The sequence below is a fragment of the Marivirga lumbricoides genome, assembly GCF_014636295.1.
In the GTDB taxonomy this organism is placed as follows: Bacteria; Bacteroidota; Bacteroidia; order Cytophagales; family Cyclobacteriaceae; genus Marivirga; species Marivirga lumbricoides.
This window is the reverse complement of record NZ_BMEC01000003.1, coordinates 289040-303200: the sequence shown is the minus strand read 5'-3', so window position 1 is coordinate 303200 and position 14161 is coordinate 289040. Positions and strand designations below refer to the sequence as shown.

Genomic DNA, 14161 nt, shown 5'->3' with positions numbered 1-14161 from the left:
TTTTTGTTCAAGTAAAAAGAAAAAGAAAAGAAATTCACCATTAGCTATACTCATAAAAACTGCCCAATAAATTTCACTTTTTTAAAAACCCAAAAATTCTTTTTCTCAACGGCAAAACCTTAGAATGCCATCCACTCAAAATAAACTTTAATTTCCAAAGTGGCGTATCATCATTCACACTTAAGCGTGAAATCCGCATAGCATTAATCTCCCCTTTGTTAATTTGATGATCAAATAAAAAGGCATATTTAATGCCTTCTTCTTTTAAAACCTTTTCAGCTAATTCATTATAATTCCCATTCGGATAAGCAAAAATATCATAGCCCTCCAATTGATGCTCTTTAAAAAAAGCTTTGGTCTTCTTCAATTCCTCCCTTAATTCTTCCTCAGTACATTGATCAAACATAGGATGCGAAAAGCTATGGTTGGCAATGGTGATGCCCGTACTTTGCATTTCTTTTAACTGCACAACTGTTAATTGTTGCTGCCTTAAAATCGGTTTTTTTGAAGCATTCCTTAATTCTACTAAATAGGCCGATCTTTCCTCATTAGGAATTGTCTTTAATCTCTTAAGTTCTGCCGCCCCTTTTTCATTTCCTAAATAATATATTAATTCATCCCACCAAAAAGGTTTCTCCGTACTAATTAACGAAGGCACAATAAATAGAATGGCAGGAATTTGATATTGCTTCAGTAAGGGAAAGGCATTTTGATAGAAAGAGATATGTCCGTCATCTACTGTTATTAATAATCGATTATTTAATAAATCTATTTTTTTAGATGTATAATGATTTTTAAGGTATTTTAAATGCCTTGCAAAAGCATCATTATTAAAAGTATGGTATGCTAAGACCTTCAAAAAATTACAATTTGCTTTTAATTTTCTTAAGAACTTTTGTTGGAAATAAGCTAATGTTGTAAAGTTTATTTCTAAACTGAAATCTTTGTTCATCAAAATCAGTTTCTGACAATTGCGAATCAAGCTTATTCCTACAATAATCGTATAACTTATAATCCCATTGATTGATATCTTTTACAAGCTGTTGATCAACAGGATTAATCAACTCAGCCTTCTTATTTTTCCCTTTATTTTGAGTCCAGTAATAGGGCGATTTCCAGTTCATCAGTTTACTTAATAGGAATAGAGAAGCATTGAAATTTTCAGTTAGCCCTACAAATAGAAAGTGTTTTTCTATATTTTGAATGGCTTTTTCATAATGTATTTCAGTAATTTCGCCAAATGGTACTTCATTTCCTACCCCTGAAATTCTTCTTACCTGACCATTATCCACATCTAAGATTAATTTTGATTTCAGGTATTCCTCAAAGCTCATGTTTTTGATTTCTCTATAAAAAGCACTGTGGGAGTCTCTTAAAATATGAAAATAGCCAGATTGTACTCTTTTGAAGGGGTCTCTTAAAATGGTAAAGTATTTTACCTCTTCATTGATATGTTCATGTAAGCCATAATTAAAATGACCGTAAATTATTTTATTTTGGCTTAGCTTATTGAAATCATAATTGTTTTTTAAATAGATTTCATCCTTCCAATTCGTCCAATGCCAGTTAACTACCCCGAAAGAATGAGGATACTTTTCCTTGATGATATAGCGTAATGTGGAACCAGCGGACTTAGGTATGTGTAGAAATAGATTCAAAGCTTTAATTCTGCAGCCCCCATTCTGCCGCTTAAAGCATCATTATATGCTTTTATTCTTAATTTTATTCTTTTAATTTTTTGGTTGCGCATGATGAAAGTAATTAACAAGCCTCTTATAAATTTTAACTTTAATTTAAATCCAGAAGTACCTTCCTTTAAAGCATGATAATAAGCATTTCTACTGGAGTAATACTCTCTGAATAGACTTTGCGCTGGAAAAAGAAAAACTCTGTTACCAAACTTGAGAACTTTTTTATCCTTATGCATATCATGGTGGGTTAAAGCAGAAGTAATTCTTAAGCTGTAGCCTCCCATTTTATATATTCTTTTATAGAAATCTATATCTTCCCTTCCAATAAAAAACTCTTCATTTAAAAAGCCAACTTTTTCTATAATCCAGGTTGGAAGGAGTAACCCATTAAAAGATAAGCCTCCTTTATAATTATCAAGCTTGGTTTTATCTACTATTTCTGCAAAGCCAGTAGAGTTGAAAATGAAATGTTTGTATTTGTCGAACTGGTAATCGTTTTTTTCCACAGCACAATAGCAAGCGAATTCATCTCTCTTATAATGTTTCACTAATTCCTCTAAACAATTGTCAAATGGAATGCAATCATGTTCTAAAGACCAGATAAAATCTGGATTATATTTATCTAGAGCATATTTCCAACCCGTGTTATGCCCCTTACCTACTCCCTCATTTCGTGTTAATTCCAGCAGCTCTACATCAGGAAATTCATCTAGTTTAAAACCCGGACTCCCATTATCCACTACTATTATTTGACCCACATTATAAGTCTGATTCTTAACCGCCTCTATAACTTTTCTTAATGAATTTATTGAGTTGTAATGAAGGATAACTGAGGATATATTAAAAGACATATAATAGAGATTTATTTGATAAACATTTGATGCATCATATCAGTGTGAGGAGCTTACTTCTGAATCAGATCTTGCCTGCAATTTTTACAATTTAAAACCAATACCTGAAATCTTTTCAAACTCTTCCATATCCTTTACTAATCGATCTTTTACTGATCTATAGGTTTGGTCATCTAGGGCAGGTCTTTTTATTTTTCTATTAATAAAATAAAAAAGTAGATGATAGACTTTCCGTAAAGTAGGCCTTTGAAGTCTTTTTATTTGATCGAAATTCTTAATCCAGTATTTCTTTTCCGTGGTGTTGAATTTTCCGATGGTAAAATCATATGCAGAAATGCTTAAGAAAGAGCAGATTTTATTCATTACTAACTGAGGATTCTCTAAATAATCCTCAAACTGTAGAAATAGTATATTTTCTAAACTAAAGTATTTCAAATAAGGCTCAATCTGGTAAGCATATTTACTTGTATTTACATATTTATTATCCTCTTCTAATGCAGATGATATTTGGCTAATCTTCAATCTATCTCTATATAAATCATGGTGCAAATGAGAAATCATCCTCTTTATCGGATCACGAACAACATAAATAAGCTTCATTTTTGGATTACACTCATGAATCAGCTTTGCTGTATCTACATATTCATCTCTTTTTGTATAATTTGGTGATGACTCACCATTAACAAAACCTTCCTTAAATTTTGCAGAGTACCATTCCATACCCAAATGATATTTCTCAGAAAAGAAATTTATTTCCTTTGCTGGATGACCATATATCTGTGAGTGTTGAGCTAAATTCTTGAAAATGGAGGTAGTTCCACATTTCATAGCTCCTATAATAATAAAATCAGGTAAAATCATCTACTCTTTTGTAACAACTTTAATTATTCTTTTTAAACAAATAACTAAATGTATATTTAAGAATTCTTAAGAACGAGTTAATGGTAGGTTTAGTAATAAAAGAATTAATTAAATTCTTAAATCCTACTTTATATAATTTTAATTTAAAAGCATTAACACCTACTATTGCTTCATATTTGGCCTTAGCTTTGGGTCTTTCAGAAAAGAAAGCTTTGTGCTTTGTTAGACTATAGAACGCACCTTCATATTTCATTTTAGGATTAGTCCTAATTCTTTCTCCTTTATGCATGTGAACTTTAATAAGGCAATCCTCTAAAGCTATTATGCTGGCATTTCTTTTTTGCAGTAGGGGTATTAACCGAAAACTTAATTCTGTATGTTGACCAGATTTTAAATCTTTATCGAAGCCTCCAATTTTTAAAAAATCTTCCTTCCTCAGAAAAAAGACTCCCCCATTTGTCATCTTATATCTTACTTCTCCAAAGAGGTTAGTATTTTTATTTGGTAATTTCTTTTCTACTAATTCACCATGGTGATTATATTTTTCACAGCCACAGCTAATCAATTGTGCATCTGTTCTTTGTATTAATTGAGTTACTTCAAAAAGCCAATTATCTTTTGCTTCATCATCGCTATCCAAAAACGTTAACCACTCAAAATTTGACTTCTCCACTCCTATATTTCTAGAATGCGCTGCACCTGTATTCTCTTTCTCAATTAATTTTATTCTATTATCAGAAAGAAAAGGTTGTATAATTTCTTTAGTATTATCCGTACTTCCATCATCAACAATAATTAACTCCCATTTCTTAAAAGTTTGGTTCACAACGCTATCAACAGCCCTAGAGATAAGATGAGCCCTATTATAAGTGGGAATTATTATTGAGATCATTTACTTGATATAAATCTTAATTAAGTGTGAATTTTTCATTAAAACTTTGGAAAAGTGAAACATCTTTATGAAAAAATTGCCTGATATAGAAGATACATACCTATTAATAATAATTTTTAATGCTCTTGAATCAACATTCTCCTTATTAATAAAGTCTTTAAAAACTTCCTTATGAAATAAGCTTCTTGTTTTTTTGTTCCTTGAGGATATTCTATTGTTTTCATGCACTCTCCGTATAGCAATTGGTTGATCAATCAATCCAGGATATAAGTTACCAAAATGAGCTAATCTATACCATAAATGCGTATCTTGATGTAATTTCAAACTTGTTTTGAAGACTCCTGACTTTTTCAGTAAAGACTTTTTAAAGGTTATAGCATCAGTTGTGAAACGCCCTTTATAAGATACATAATAATAAAGTAAATCTTCTGGTTTTAATTTATAGTCGAAAGTAGTTAATTTATTTTCAAGAATTTGACCCTGCTCATAGAAACCTGTGGCTCCGTAAACTCCATCTACTTCGGGGTTTTTAAATAGCTCTTTTTCAGCTTGAAACCTATTCGGTAAGTACCAATCATCAGCATCCAAAAAAGCAATATATTCAAATATTGCTTTTTCTATTCCTAAATTTCTACTAGCTCCTGCCCCTCTATTTTCTCCATTTGGATGTTGAAACAATTTAACTTTTTCAAATTCTTGTTCTAATTCTTTACATATTTCTAAAGCATTATCGGGAGAACCATCTTCAACTAATATTATTTCTCCAACTTCCTCCAAACTAACGGCTGATTCTACAGCATTTCGAATAAATTCTGCCGCATTATAAACTGGAGTGATCACTGAAACTTTGAAATCAAACATGGTCCAAAATCTTCAAATATTTTAGCATCATTTCGTTTAGTGAATAGTTTTTAAGCACAAATTCTTTACAATGATTGATTATTGTCTTATTTTCAATATTATTTAAAGCAAACTCTAATTTAGAAAGGCACTCAGGTATGGAGTGATTATCAAAAAGTAATGTATTGTGATACTGATCTGGAATTATTTCACGAATAGCTGGAATATCCGATCCTATAAAAATTTTTCCTTCGGCTAAATATTCCAATACAACATTTGGACACCCTTCTACGTAAGATGCGAGAATAGTAACATCAACATTTTTTATAAATGCATTAGCGTTTTTGAGAGAACCTAAATAGTAAATTGAGTTTTTTTCATCATAATACGGCTCAAACGGATGATTTAAACTTTGACCAATCAATATTAATGCAACATCTTTATACCTTTTAGCAAATTGTTTCCAACTTTGAACAAGCAATTCGTGATTTTTGGAGGAAAAAAAATTAGCAGTCATTAAAAAGGATTTTTTACCTTGTAGATGATCCGCGATGAATAGTGTGTCTAATTCCTTTGTTGATCTCTCAATAAAATTCGTAATATAACTTGTTCTTGTTTCACTCACTCCAAAATATATAGCTAATTCTTTTGAAGCATGTTTGGAATTAGTAATAAGAAGAGAGGAATTTTTAACTGCCCAAGTATCTAATAAGTTAGCTTTAGTTTTATATCTCTCTACTCCACTTCTTTCCATAAAAAAAGATTTCTTAGCATTAGAAAATTGCCACGCAGTATTAACTATTTTAGCTATACTATAAGTGTATGAAAAAATCACTTCTGGCTTTAATTTCTTATATATTATTCTGTTTATTCTCACCGAATTAAAGATTGAGAGATGTTTATTGCTCCAAAATCTTTTTTTCCACCATGGAGAGAAATCATAATACTCAATCGATTCCTTTTTTAATTCTTCAATAAAATCCTTGCTGCATTTATTGACTCCTGCAATTATAGGGTAATATCCATATTTAGTTAATTCAGTAGCTAGCTTTAAAACTTGTTTTTGTATACCGCCTAGTGTGAGATTAGGTATAATGAATAAAATCCTCATATTAATATAAAAAATGAAACCACTTTCGCTTATTTTCAAAGCTAAAGTTGAAATACTCTAACTCATCTTTATACTCATTATCCACTATCTTTTTTGTTCTTTGATTAAAGTATTTTGAATAATGACTTCTTTCGGCTTTCTTTTTGTGTGGTAAATCTAAAGCATTTACAGTATAGTTTCCTGTCAAATAATTTTGGAGGCTATTTTCCAAATCCTCAAACTTTAAGATATCCTTTATTGCTAAACTTCCATTTTTAAAGTGAGTATAAGATAATTGAGATCTTAGATGAACATGCCTTCCATTCATTTTAAGTAATTGCTCAAATTCCCCTCTTTTGGTCAAATAATTTTCAAATGTATCTTTTGTATTTGAAATTTTACACATAAATAGATATGCAGAAACTAATCGGTCATAAGTATTTCTAACAATGGTAAAAGAACTCAATCTTTCAAAATCACCATACTGTAAATACCCAAAATCTACAAGCTCCTGCGGAGTGGCGTGTTGTAAAGGTAAATTATTTTCTTTATCAAAACCCACTAATTTCACCTCATCTTTAATACGCCAATCAAAAGGTTTTATTTTAAATAAATATTCAATTGATGTGCCCGCACATTTAGGAATATGGATGAATATTAAATTATGTTCTCTTGAAATCATTCTATATTTCTTGTAAATTAACCATTTTATCAAACTCTTCAGAGCTTGACTTTAATTCATTAAATGATCCGTCCCCCACTATTCTACCATTTTTTAATAAAATGACTCTATCCATGTTTTTTATAGTTGCTAATCTGTGAGCCACTATTAATATTGTATATTTGCCTTTTAACGCATCTACATTTTCCTGAATTGCTTGCTCCGTCTCTGAATCCAAGGCAGATGTAGCCTCGTCCATAATAAGAATATCAATGTCTTTATATAATTCCCGAGCAATAGAAATTCTTTGTTTTTGTCCACCACTTACTAAAATCCCGTTATTTCCTAGTAAAGTTCTATCTTTTTGTGGTAATTCTTTAATGAAATTTGCGATAGCAGCTCTTTCGACAGCCTTCCAAAATTTAGAAACATTCTCTTCTGATCTATCAGCCCAGAAAGTAACATTATTATAAATATCATCACTAAAAATTACAGGCTCCTGTGTAATATACCCAATTCTTCTCTGATAGCTAGGGATATGTATATTCATACTATCAATCTTATCTATAAAAAACTTACCGTCATCTATAGGAATTAATCCAGATAAAATATTAATTAAGGTGGTTTTACCACTACCACTTTCTCCTACAAATGCTATACTTCGATTTTTACTAATTGATAAATTTATATCCTTTAACACTTTTGAGTCTTCTCCATAGCCAAAATTTACATCTTGAAGCCTTAACTCCTCTTGAAAACATTTGATTTTCACATGTCCAAAATGATCGCTATTAGACTTTAAATCAATCATAAAGCTTGTCATATTTTCTAAAGAACCAGAATTATTTAAAAATTGATTCCACTGCATTTGTAAAGCCATCAAAAATGTAAGAGATCTATAAAAAAACAATAATGCTAAAATGATAAGCCCTAAACTTTGGCCCATTAATGTAGTTTGAATCAAAATGACTCCTATCACAACTCCTACCACTAGAGGTTCCCTTGTAGCTTGAAGCAAAGTATTATACCAACCCATTTTCACCTGAATAGCTTCAATATTTTCTGCTGTAATTTTTAATTTATTACCGTATATTTTGGCAAGACCTGTTGCTTTAAAATATTTAAAAAAGGCAATTATTTGTATCAATTGGCCTTGAAATCCACTATTACCTTTAACCAATTGATTAGAATTCTCTTTTGTTTTCTTGTAAATCTGTTGATATGCTAAGTTTGACAGTCCCCCTCCAATACTTACTAAAATTGCAAATTGTGGATTTGCCATAAATGCAAGAAAAATATAGACTAACACCATTACAGAGGCTTGTATTACCTTAAAATAAGCTCTATATGCTCCCACCACTCTACCTATTTCTCCACTTAATGTATTTTGAAGATGACCAACGTCTGAATTGACAAAGGCCTTGAAAGAATAGCTTGTTAATGCATCAATATTTTCAAATCTTAATTCCTTAATGAAGAAGCGAGTCAGAATTACATTGTAAAAACTTTCAAAAAATTTAGCTATACCTTTTAATATAAAAAATATAAGCATAACAACTAAAACAGAACTTAATACCAGAGGTATATTTAAAAACTCCATTCCATCCACCAAAAATCTTAAGCTACCCATTGCTTCAGGGTCTCCCCCTTCACCATCCACCATCTGCAATAGAGGTAGAAACATAGCTAGGCCTAATCCATCTAAAGCCCCAACTATTATACTTAATGCCATAGCAATAAATATTCTATATCTCAGTCTTTGAAAGAAATAGACAAAGTGAGAAAAGTATTTTTTTATAAATTTCTTAAAGTTATTCATTCACATATCCCTTTACACTTTTCAATAAAAATTCATTAAAGACCTCAACCCCATCTTGATTTAAATGATGTGAATCATAAAAATGTAAACTATTATCTAATGGCAGTTTCTGATTGTTATAATTAATATAATTTTCCACTTTATCTCCTTTTACATAATTTTCAAAAAAGTTGTCAAATTCTCTTCTATTGTGAAGGTGTTCATAATTTTCACTAGTTATAGGAGCTTGAATTAACAGAGTAGGAATTCGCTTTTTATTTAAAAATTCAATTGTACTTTCAAAAGATTCTATTTGAAGATTATTAATTTCAGTTTTTCTGGAATTTAATTCTTCAATAGAATTATTCATTTGTTTTTTTTTTTCTACATACCCCCCAGATATATATATATCATCTTTTTTTATAATTGCTTCATTGAAATTAATAGAGTTATTAAAAGCGTAATCAAATAAGGACGCTATCCATGTGTTGTAAACTGGTATTGAATTAATTTTAAGCGCCATTCTCCATAAGCCTAATGGGTTTCTATAATTAGAGGCCAAATCAATAAAAGACTCAAATCCGTCATTTTGAAACACGTTAGGATAAACTTCATAAAGCACAATTTTTGGATTTAATCTTTCAAGATATTCCTTTACTAAAAATTCTGTTTGAATGTGACTTTGACTACTCGAACCTAAATTAAATAATTTATAACCAGCTCTTTCAAAAACTCTTGGGTCTATACCACGGTAGGCATGAGAGGAACCTAAAACAAGAATATCTATATTCTTAATAGTATCAGCTTCCTTCAAGCGGGTGAAAAGGTGCCCATTGCCCCCTTTTTTAAATTTAATATTAGCCTTTAAACTATCCAAAGAAGACAAATGCACCGACCCTATAAAAATTATATAAATTGGAACAAAAAAGAATAGGAGGATTAATAATTTTATTAAAAATTTATACATTAAAATTGAAAATAAATGAATTCGGTTTCATTAAAAGCTCCGAATAATCCTATAAGTAACAAAAGTCCAAAATAGACCACATATCTTAGGATTTTTACGCGGAGATGTTTAATGCGAATAGCAAAATTCGAATTTCTAATTTGCCATTCTACAAGCACAAAAATTGTTATACAAAAAAACACAAACAAAGAAGGTCGCATGTTGAGGTTTAAACGATAGTTCATAGAAGAAATCCTGGTTATATAACTCCAAGCATCCCCTACACTTTCTGACCTAAAGAAAACCCAGGCCAAGCAAGTTAACCCAAAAGTACTACCCATTTGCCATAGTTCTCTTAGGTTAGGCAAGACTCTATTCTCGGCTACCGTATCTGTGTTCTTTCTGTTTTTACCCATTAGTAGGAGTGGTAGAAAATAAACTGCATTTAAGGCACCCCATACTATAAAAGTCCAGTTAGCGCCATGCCAAAAACCAGAAACCACAAAAATAACAAAGGTATTGAATACCGCCCTGCCTTTGCCAACCCTACTTCCTCCCAATGGTATATACACATAATCCCTAAACCAGGTAGATAACGATATATGCCATCTTCGCCAAAACTCTGCCATATCCCTGGAAAAATATGGAGTCCTGAAATTGGTCATGAGGTCAAACCCAAATAACTTGGCTGTACCTATGGCTATATCTGAATACCCGGAAAAATCTCCATAAATTTGAAAGGCAAAAAACACAGCTCCTAAAATCAGTTCCAATCCACTAGCAGTTTGGTAGTTGGCAAAGACCTCATTTACAAAAATGGCACAGTTATCAGCTATCACAACTTTTTTAAATAAACCCCATAATATGAGGCGCATGCCATCAGCTCCTTGCTCATAGCTAAACTCTCGCTTTATCTTAAACTGTGGTAATAAGTTTACGGCCCTTTCTATAGGTCCTGCTACTAGCTGCGGGAAAAAGCTCACATAAGCGAAAAAAGCAATAGGGTCCTTTTCTGCTTTCATTTGCTCCCGATAGACATCAATAGTATAGCTCATGGTCTGAAAGGTATAAAAACTAATCCCAACCGGCAATATTACATTTAACGACCACGGATTGGTTTGCATACCTACCATGTTCAGCATATCTGCAAAGGACTCTGTAAAGAAGTTGAAGTATTTAAAAAAGCCAAGAAAACCTAAATTGGTGCAAATACTTATCCATAAAAATAACTTCTTCCTTGCTTTGGTATTACTCTTTTCTATTTGTTGCCCCGCTATAAAATCAACTAAAGAGCTAAAAGCAATCAGGGATAGAAAACGCCAGTCCCACCAGCCATAAAACAAATAGCTAATGGCTAATAAAAAGAAGTTCTGCGCTTTAAGATGTTTCTTAAATACAAACCAATACAGCAAAAAACTGAGTGGCAGAAATAAAGCAAATTCAAATGAATTAAATAACATCTATCTTTTTAATTGAATATTAACTGAATCAGCTATAATACACGTGACAGAATCTACATATTTATTTTGTATATGATTGCCATCAGTAGTGATATAAGTGTTGGACAAATATTTTAAATTAATGTATCTTCCATTCGAAATCGCCTTCATTCTTTCATCAAATTTTGGAGCTAATTCCTCCTCCAAAACTAACATTTCATTTGCTACAGGCATCCGAACTAAAAAAACTTCTCCATATTTACTTAGTTCTGCTATCGTTTCAGAAAGATATTTAAACCTTCTTTCATCCTTGATTACAGAATTAAATTTATTTGCATAAGTTTTCATTTTCGTTTTAATATTTTGATCTATTAATGTAGAATCAAATTTTTTAGTAATCACCATTCTTCCTAATTCATTTACATAGGAGTTTTCTTTTCCATCAGAAGGAATAATTAAATGCAAGTTTGGGAAATCATATCCACCAGAAAAATATTCAAAGTTAGGATGTATATTAGGAAATACTATTGAATTAGGGGGTGCATTTTCCTCTGGAAAACTGTTTAATTTACTTGATTTGCTGTAAAAACTCCAGAGGTTACATTCAATAATAAATAATGCTGAGGTATCGCACTTCTTTAATTTCTTTTTTATTGCTTTTAAATGAGAAGGTCCCCAAACAGCTCTATTCACTGTAAAGGCATAATTGTAAATTTCATGCTTTAAGTTCAAATTCTTCATCAAAACAAGCGGCTCTATTCCTTGAGAAGCCCTGGAGCTACCCAGAATAAAACTGCAGTATTTAGGACTAATTATCTTAATATATATAGTATCAGACTTATTGGTTGCAAATAGATAAATATATAAACCGCATAAAATAGTGAAGATAGTACCAAACAAAGATAATTTAAATAAAAATCTACCCATCAAAATTGAAAATAGATAAACTCTTGATTATTAAATCTCCCTAAAAGAAATATACAGAGCGCGATTGAAAAATAGATAGTGTATCTATTGATACGATTAATAGTTTTTAACCTAAAAATGCCCTTTTCTCTAAAACACCATTCGAGGAAAATGAATATAGGCAGTGTTAAATAAATGGAGTAAGGTAAATCAACATTAAAGTCATGATTTAATGTAAATAATTGCAAAATATAACTCCAAGCATCCCCTACACTTTCTGACCTAAAGAAAACCCAGGCCAAGCAAGTTAACCCAAAAGTACTACCCATTTGCCATAGTTCTCTTAGGTTAGGCAAGACTCTATTCTCGGCTACCGTATCTGTGTTCTTTCTGTTTTTACCCATTAGTAGGAGTGGTAGAAAATAAACTGCATTTAAGGCACCCCATACTATAAAAGTCCAGTTAGCGCCATGCCAAAAACCAGAAACCACAAAAATAACAAAGGTATTGAATACCGCCCTGCCTTTGCCAACCCTACTTCCTCCCAATGGTATATACACATAATCCCTAAACCAGGTAGATAACGATATATGCCATCTTCGCCAAAACTCTGCCATATCCCTGGAAAAATATGGAGTCCTGAAATTGGTCATGAGGTCAAACCCAAATAACTTGGCTGTACCTATGGCTATATCTGAATACCCGGAAAAATCTCCATAAATTTGAAAGGCAAAAAACACAGCTCCTAAAATCAGTTCCAATCCACTAGCAGTTTGGTAGTTGGCAAAGACCTCATTTACAAAAATGGCACAGTTATCAGCTATCACAACTTTTTTAAATAAACCCCATAATATGAGGCGCATGCCATCAGCTCCTTGCTCATAGCTAAACTCTCGCTTTATCTTAAACTGTGGTAATAAGTTTACGGCCCTTTCTATAGGTCCTGCTACTAGCTGCGGGAAAAAGCTCACATAAGCGAAAAAAGCAATAGGGTCCTTTTCTGCTTTCATTTGCTCCCGATAGACATCAATAGTATAGCTCATGGTCTGAAAGGTATAAAAACTAATCCCAACCGGCAATATTACATTTAACGACCACGGATTGGTTTGCATACCTACCATGTTCAGCATATCTGCAAAGGACTCTGTAAAGAAGTTGAAGTATTTAAAAAAGCCAAGAAAACCTAAATTGGTGCAAATACTTATCCATAAAAATAACTTCTTCCTTGCTTTGGTATTACTCTTTTCTATTTGTTGCCCCGCTATAAAATCAACTAAAGAGCTAAAAGCAATCAGGGATAGAAAACGCCAGTCCCACCAGCCATAAAACAAATAGCTAATGGCTAATAAAAAGAAGTTCTGCGCTTTAAGATGTTTCTTAAATACAAACCAATACAGCAAAAAACTGAGTGGCAGAAATAAAGCAAATTCAAATGAATTAAATAGCATTAAATATTAACTAATAGTTAAAATGATAAAATAATTGCCTGTTTTGAATCAGTTTTCTTCCCATAGCAAAAGGCTATCTGTTTGTTGGAACCTGGTTTGCTTATATTCCTCTGCTGTCATATACAAAAATCTAATCTTCCTCTTAACTAAGCCTTCAGCCTTTTTTACGAGCTTTGCTATATAGTCGTAATTAAAATTGTCCCCCACAAGAAGCATATCTACTATACCGCTATCTGTTCCTTTTGCGTAGTCTCCAATTAAATACACTTTCTCAACATTACCTATCTTACTACTTATTTGGTCAATAATTCTATCTATGCCCACATATTTCTTTACCATCTGATGAATTTCATCAAAGAAGGGATGTGACAAATTCGCCTTATAAATTTTTTTATTCCCTTTGAAGTCTGCATCCAACATACCCGCCTTTTCAAATTTATTCAATTCTAAACGGATAGCATTGCTGCTTTCTCCAAATTCACTTTCTAAGTTACGCAAATAGCTGCTGGTACTACCGTTCAGGAAAAACTTAAGCAATAGCTTTATTCGTGTTTTAGAAGTAATAAGGGTTTCTAGCATTATTTAGGCAAGTATGTCTGCAAGTTGGCAAGTTTACAGGTTGGGAGGATATTAAATTTTAAGGTTTTTAGTCTATTTTCTACTGTTTATTTTGGATTTTGGCGGGTAACTGATTTATCAGTTAGACGGTTCCACGATACAATTCCTATTTAAAAATTA

General features: G+C 31.7%; 14 protein-coding genes. All 14 read right to left on the bottom strand.

The features are described 5' to 3' along the window. Nucleotides 1–73 precede the first annotated feature (73 nt). Nucleotides 74–859, bottom strand: a complete 786-nt coding sequence (locus tag IEV85_RS06185; RefSeq protein ID WP_188461296.1) for a polysaccharide deacetylase family protein — start codon at nucleotides 857–859, stop codon at nucleotides 74–76. A gap of 4 nt (nucleotides 860–863) precedes the next feature. Beyond that, nucleotides 864–1658 carry a sulfotransferase family 2 domain-containing protein gene (locus tag IEV85_RS06180; RefSeq protein ID WP_188461294.1) on the bottom strand — a complete coding sequence of 265 codons (795 nt, stop codon included), beginning with the start codon at nucleotides 1656–1658 and terminating at the stop codon, nucleotides 864–866. Next, nucleotides 1655–2542: a glycosyltransferase family 2 protein gene (locus tag IEV85_RS06175; RefSeq protein ID WP_188461292.1), complete on the bottom strand. Its 888-nt coding sequence runs from the start codon at nucleotides 2540–2542 to the stop codon at nucleotides 1655–1657. Before IEV85_RS06175 ends, IEV85_RS06180 begins: the two co-directional genes overlap by 4 nt. An 84-nt stretch (nucleotides 2543–2626) precedes the next feature. Then, entirely contained in the window at nucleotides 2627–3403 is a 777-nt protein-coding gene (locus IEV85_RS06170; protein ID WP_188461290.1) for a sulfotransferase domain-containing protein, read from the bottom strand. A gap of 19 nt (nucleotides 3404–3422) precedes the next feature. Then, the gene (locus tag IEV85_RS06165) at nucleotides 3423–4295 is read right to left on the bottom strand and encodes a glycosyltransferase family 2 protein (RefSeq protein ID WP_188461288.1); all 873 of its coding nucleotides are present in this window, start codon (nucleotides 4293–4295) and stop codon (nucleotides 3423–3425) included. Further along, nucleotides 4296–5156, bottom strand: a complete 861-nt coding sequence (locus tag IEV85_RS06160) for a glycosyltransferase family 2 protein (RefSeq protein ID WP_188461286.1) — start codon at nucleotides 5154–5156, stop codon at nucleotides 4296–4298. It abuts the gene before it with no gap. Beyond that, nucleotides 5149–6285 (bottom strand): glycosyltransferase, encoded by a 1137-nt coding sequence (locus IEV85_RS06155; RefSeq protein ID WP_188461284.1) that lies wholly within the window; start codon nucleotides 6283–6285, stop codon nucleotides 5149–5151. The genes IEV85_RS06160 and IEV85_RS06155 overlap by 8 nt, the downstream gene beginning before the upstream one ends. Further along, the gene (locus IEV85_RS06150) at nucleotides 6248–6907 is read right to left on the bottom strand and encodes a sulfotransferase family 2 domain-containing protein (RefSeq protein WP_188461282.1); all 660 of its coding nucleotides are present in this window, start codon (nucleotides 6905–6907) and stop codon (nucleotides 6248–6250) included. The genes IEV85_RS06155 and IEV85_RS06150 overlap by 38 nt, the downstream gene beginning before the upstream one ends. Nucleotide 6908: 1 nt before the next feature. Further along, a complete protein-coding gene (locus tag IEV85_RS06145) occupies nucleotides 6909–8705 on the bottom strand; it encodes an ABC transporter ATP-binding protein (RefSeq protein WP_188461280.1) in 1797 nt (598 codons plus the stop codon). Further along, nucleotides 8698–9651, bottom strand: coding sequence for a hypothetical protein (locus tag IEV85_RS06140; RefSeq protein ID WP_229712520.1), 954 nt, complete (start codon nucleotides 9649–9651; stop codon nucleotides 8698–8700). The genes IEV85_RS06145 and IEV85_RS06140 overlap by 8 nt, the downstream gene beginning before the upstream one ends. Continuing rightward, on the bottom strand, nucleotides 9651–11090 hold the full coding sequence (locus IEV85_RS06135; RefSeq protein WP_188461276.1) for an MBOAT family O-acyltransferase: 1440 nt from the start codon (nucleotides 11088–11090) through the stop codon (nucleotides 9651–9653). The genes IEV85_RS06140 and IEV85_RS06135 overlap by 1 nt, the downstream gene beginning before the upstream one ends. Next, nucleotides 11091–11810 (bottom strand): hypothetical protein, encoded by a 720-nt coding sequence (locus tag IEV85_RS06130; RefSeq protein WP_188461274.1) that lies wholly within the window; start codon nucleotides 11808–11810, stop codon nucleotides 11091–11093. It abuts the gene before it with no gap. Nucleotides 11811–11995: 185 nt separating this feature from the next. Then, nucleotides 11996–13423: an MBOAT family O-acyltransferase gene (locus tag IEV85_RS06125; protein WP_188461272.1), complete on the bottom strand. Its 1428-nt coding sequence runs from the start codon at nucleotides 13421–13423 to the stop codon at nucleotides 11996–11998. Between the two features lie 48 nt (nucleotides 13424–13471). Continuing rightward, nucleotides 13472–14002 (bottom strand): ArsR family transcriptional regulator, encoded by a 531-nt coding sequence (locus IEV85_RS06120; protein ID WP_188461270.1) that lies wholly within the window; start codon nucleotides 14000–14002, stop codon nucleotides 13472–13474. Between the last annotated feature and the right edge of the window lie 159 nt (nucleotides 14003–14161).

Coding starts and splice junctions, on each gene's coding strand:
- IEV85_RS06120 (WP_188461270.1), bottom strand. CDS start 14,002: ATGCTAGAAACCCTTATTACTTCTAAAACACGAATAAAGCTATTGCTT.
- IEV85_RS06150 (WP_188461282.1), bottom strand. CDS start 6,907: ATGATTTCAAGAGAACATAATTTAATATTCATCCATATTCCTAAATGT.
- IEV85_RS06175 (WP_188461292.1), bottom strand. CDS start 2,542: ATGTCTTTTAATATATCCTCAGTTATCCTTCATTACAACTCAATAAAT.
- IEV85_RS06135 (WP_188461276.1), bottom strand. CDS start 11,090: ATGTTATTTAATTCATTTGAATTTGCTTTATTTCTGCCACTCAGTTTT.
- IEV85_RS06130 (WP_188461274.1), bottom strand. CDS start 11,810: ATGAAGAATTTGAACTTAAAGCATGAAATTTACAATTATGCCTTTACA.
- IEV85_RS06140 (WP_229712520.1), bottom strand. CDS start 9,651: ATGTATAAATTTTTAATAAAATTATTAATCCTCCTATTCTTTTTTGTT.
- IEV85_RS06160 (WP_188461286.1), bottom strand. CDS start 5,156: ATGTTTGATTTCAAAGTTTCAGTGATCACTCCAGTTTATAATGCGGCA.
- IEV85_RS06165 (WP_188461288.1), bottom strand. CDS start 4,295: ATGATCTCAATAATAATTCCCACTTATAATAGGGCTCATCTTATCTCT.
- IEV85_RS06145 (WP_188461280.1), bottom strand. CDS start 8,705: ATGAATAACTTTAAGAAATTTATAAAAAAATACTTTTCTCACTTTGTC.
- IEV85_RS06170 (WP_188461290.1), bottom strand. CDS start 3,403: ATGATTTTACCTGATTTTATTATTATAGGAGCTATGAAATGTGGAACT.
- IEV85_RS06125 (WP_188461272.1), bottom strand. CDS start 13,423: ATGCTATTTAATTCATTTGAATTTGCTTTATTTCTGCCACTCAGTTTT.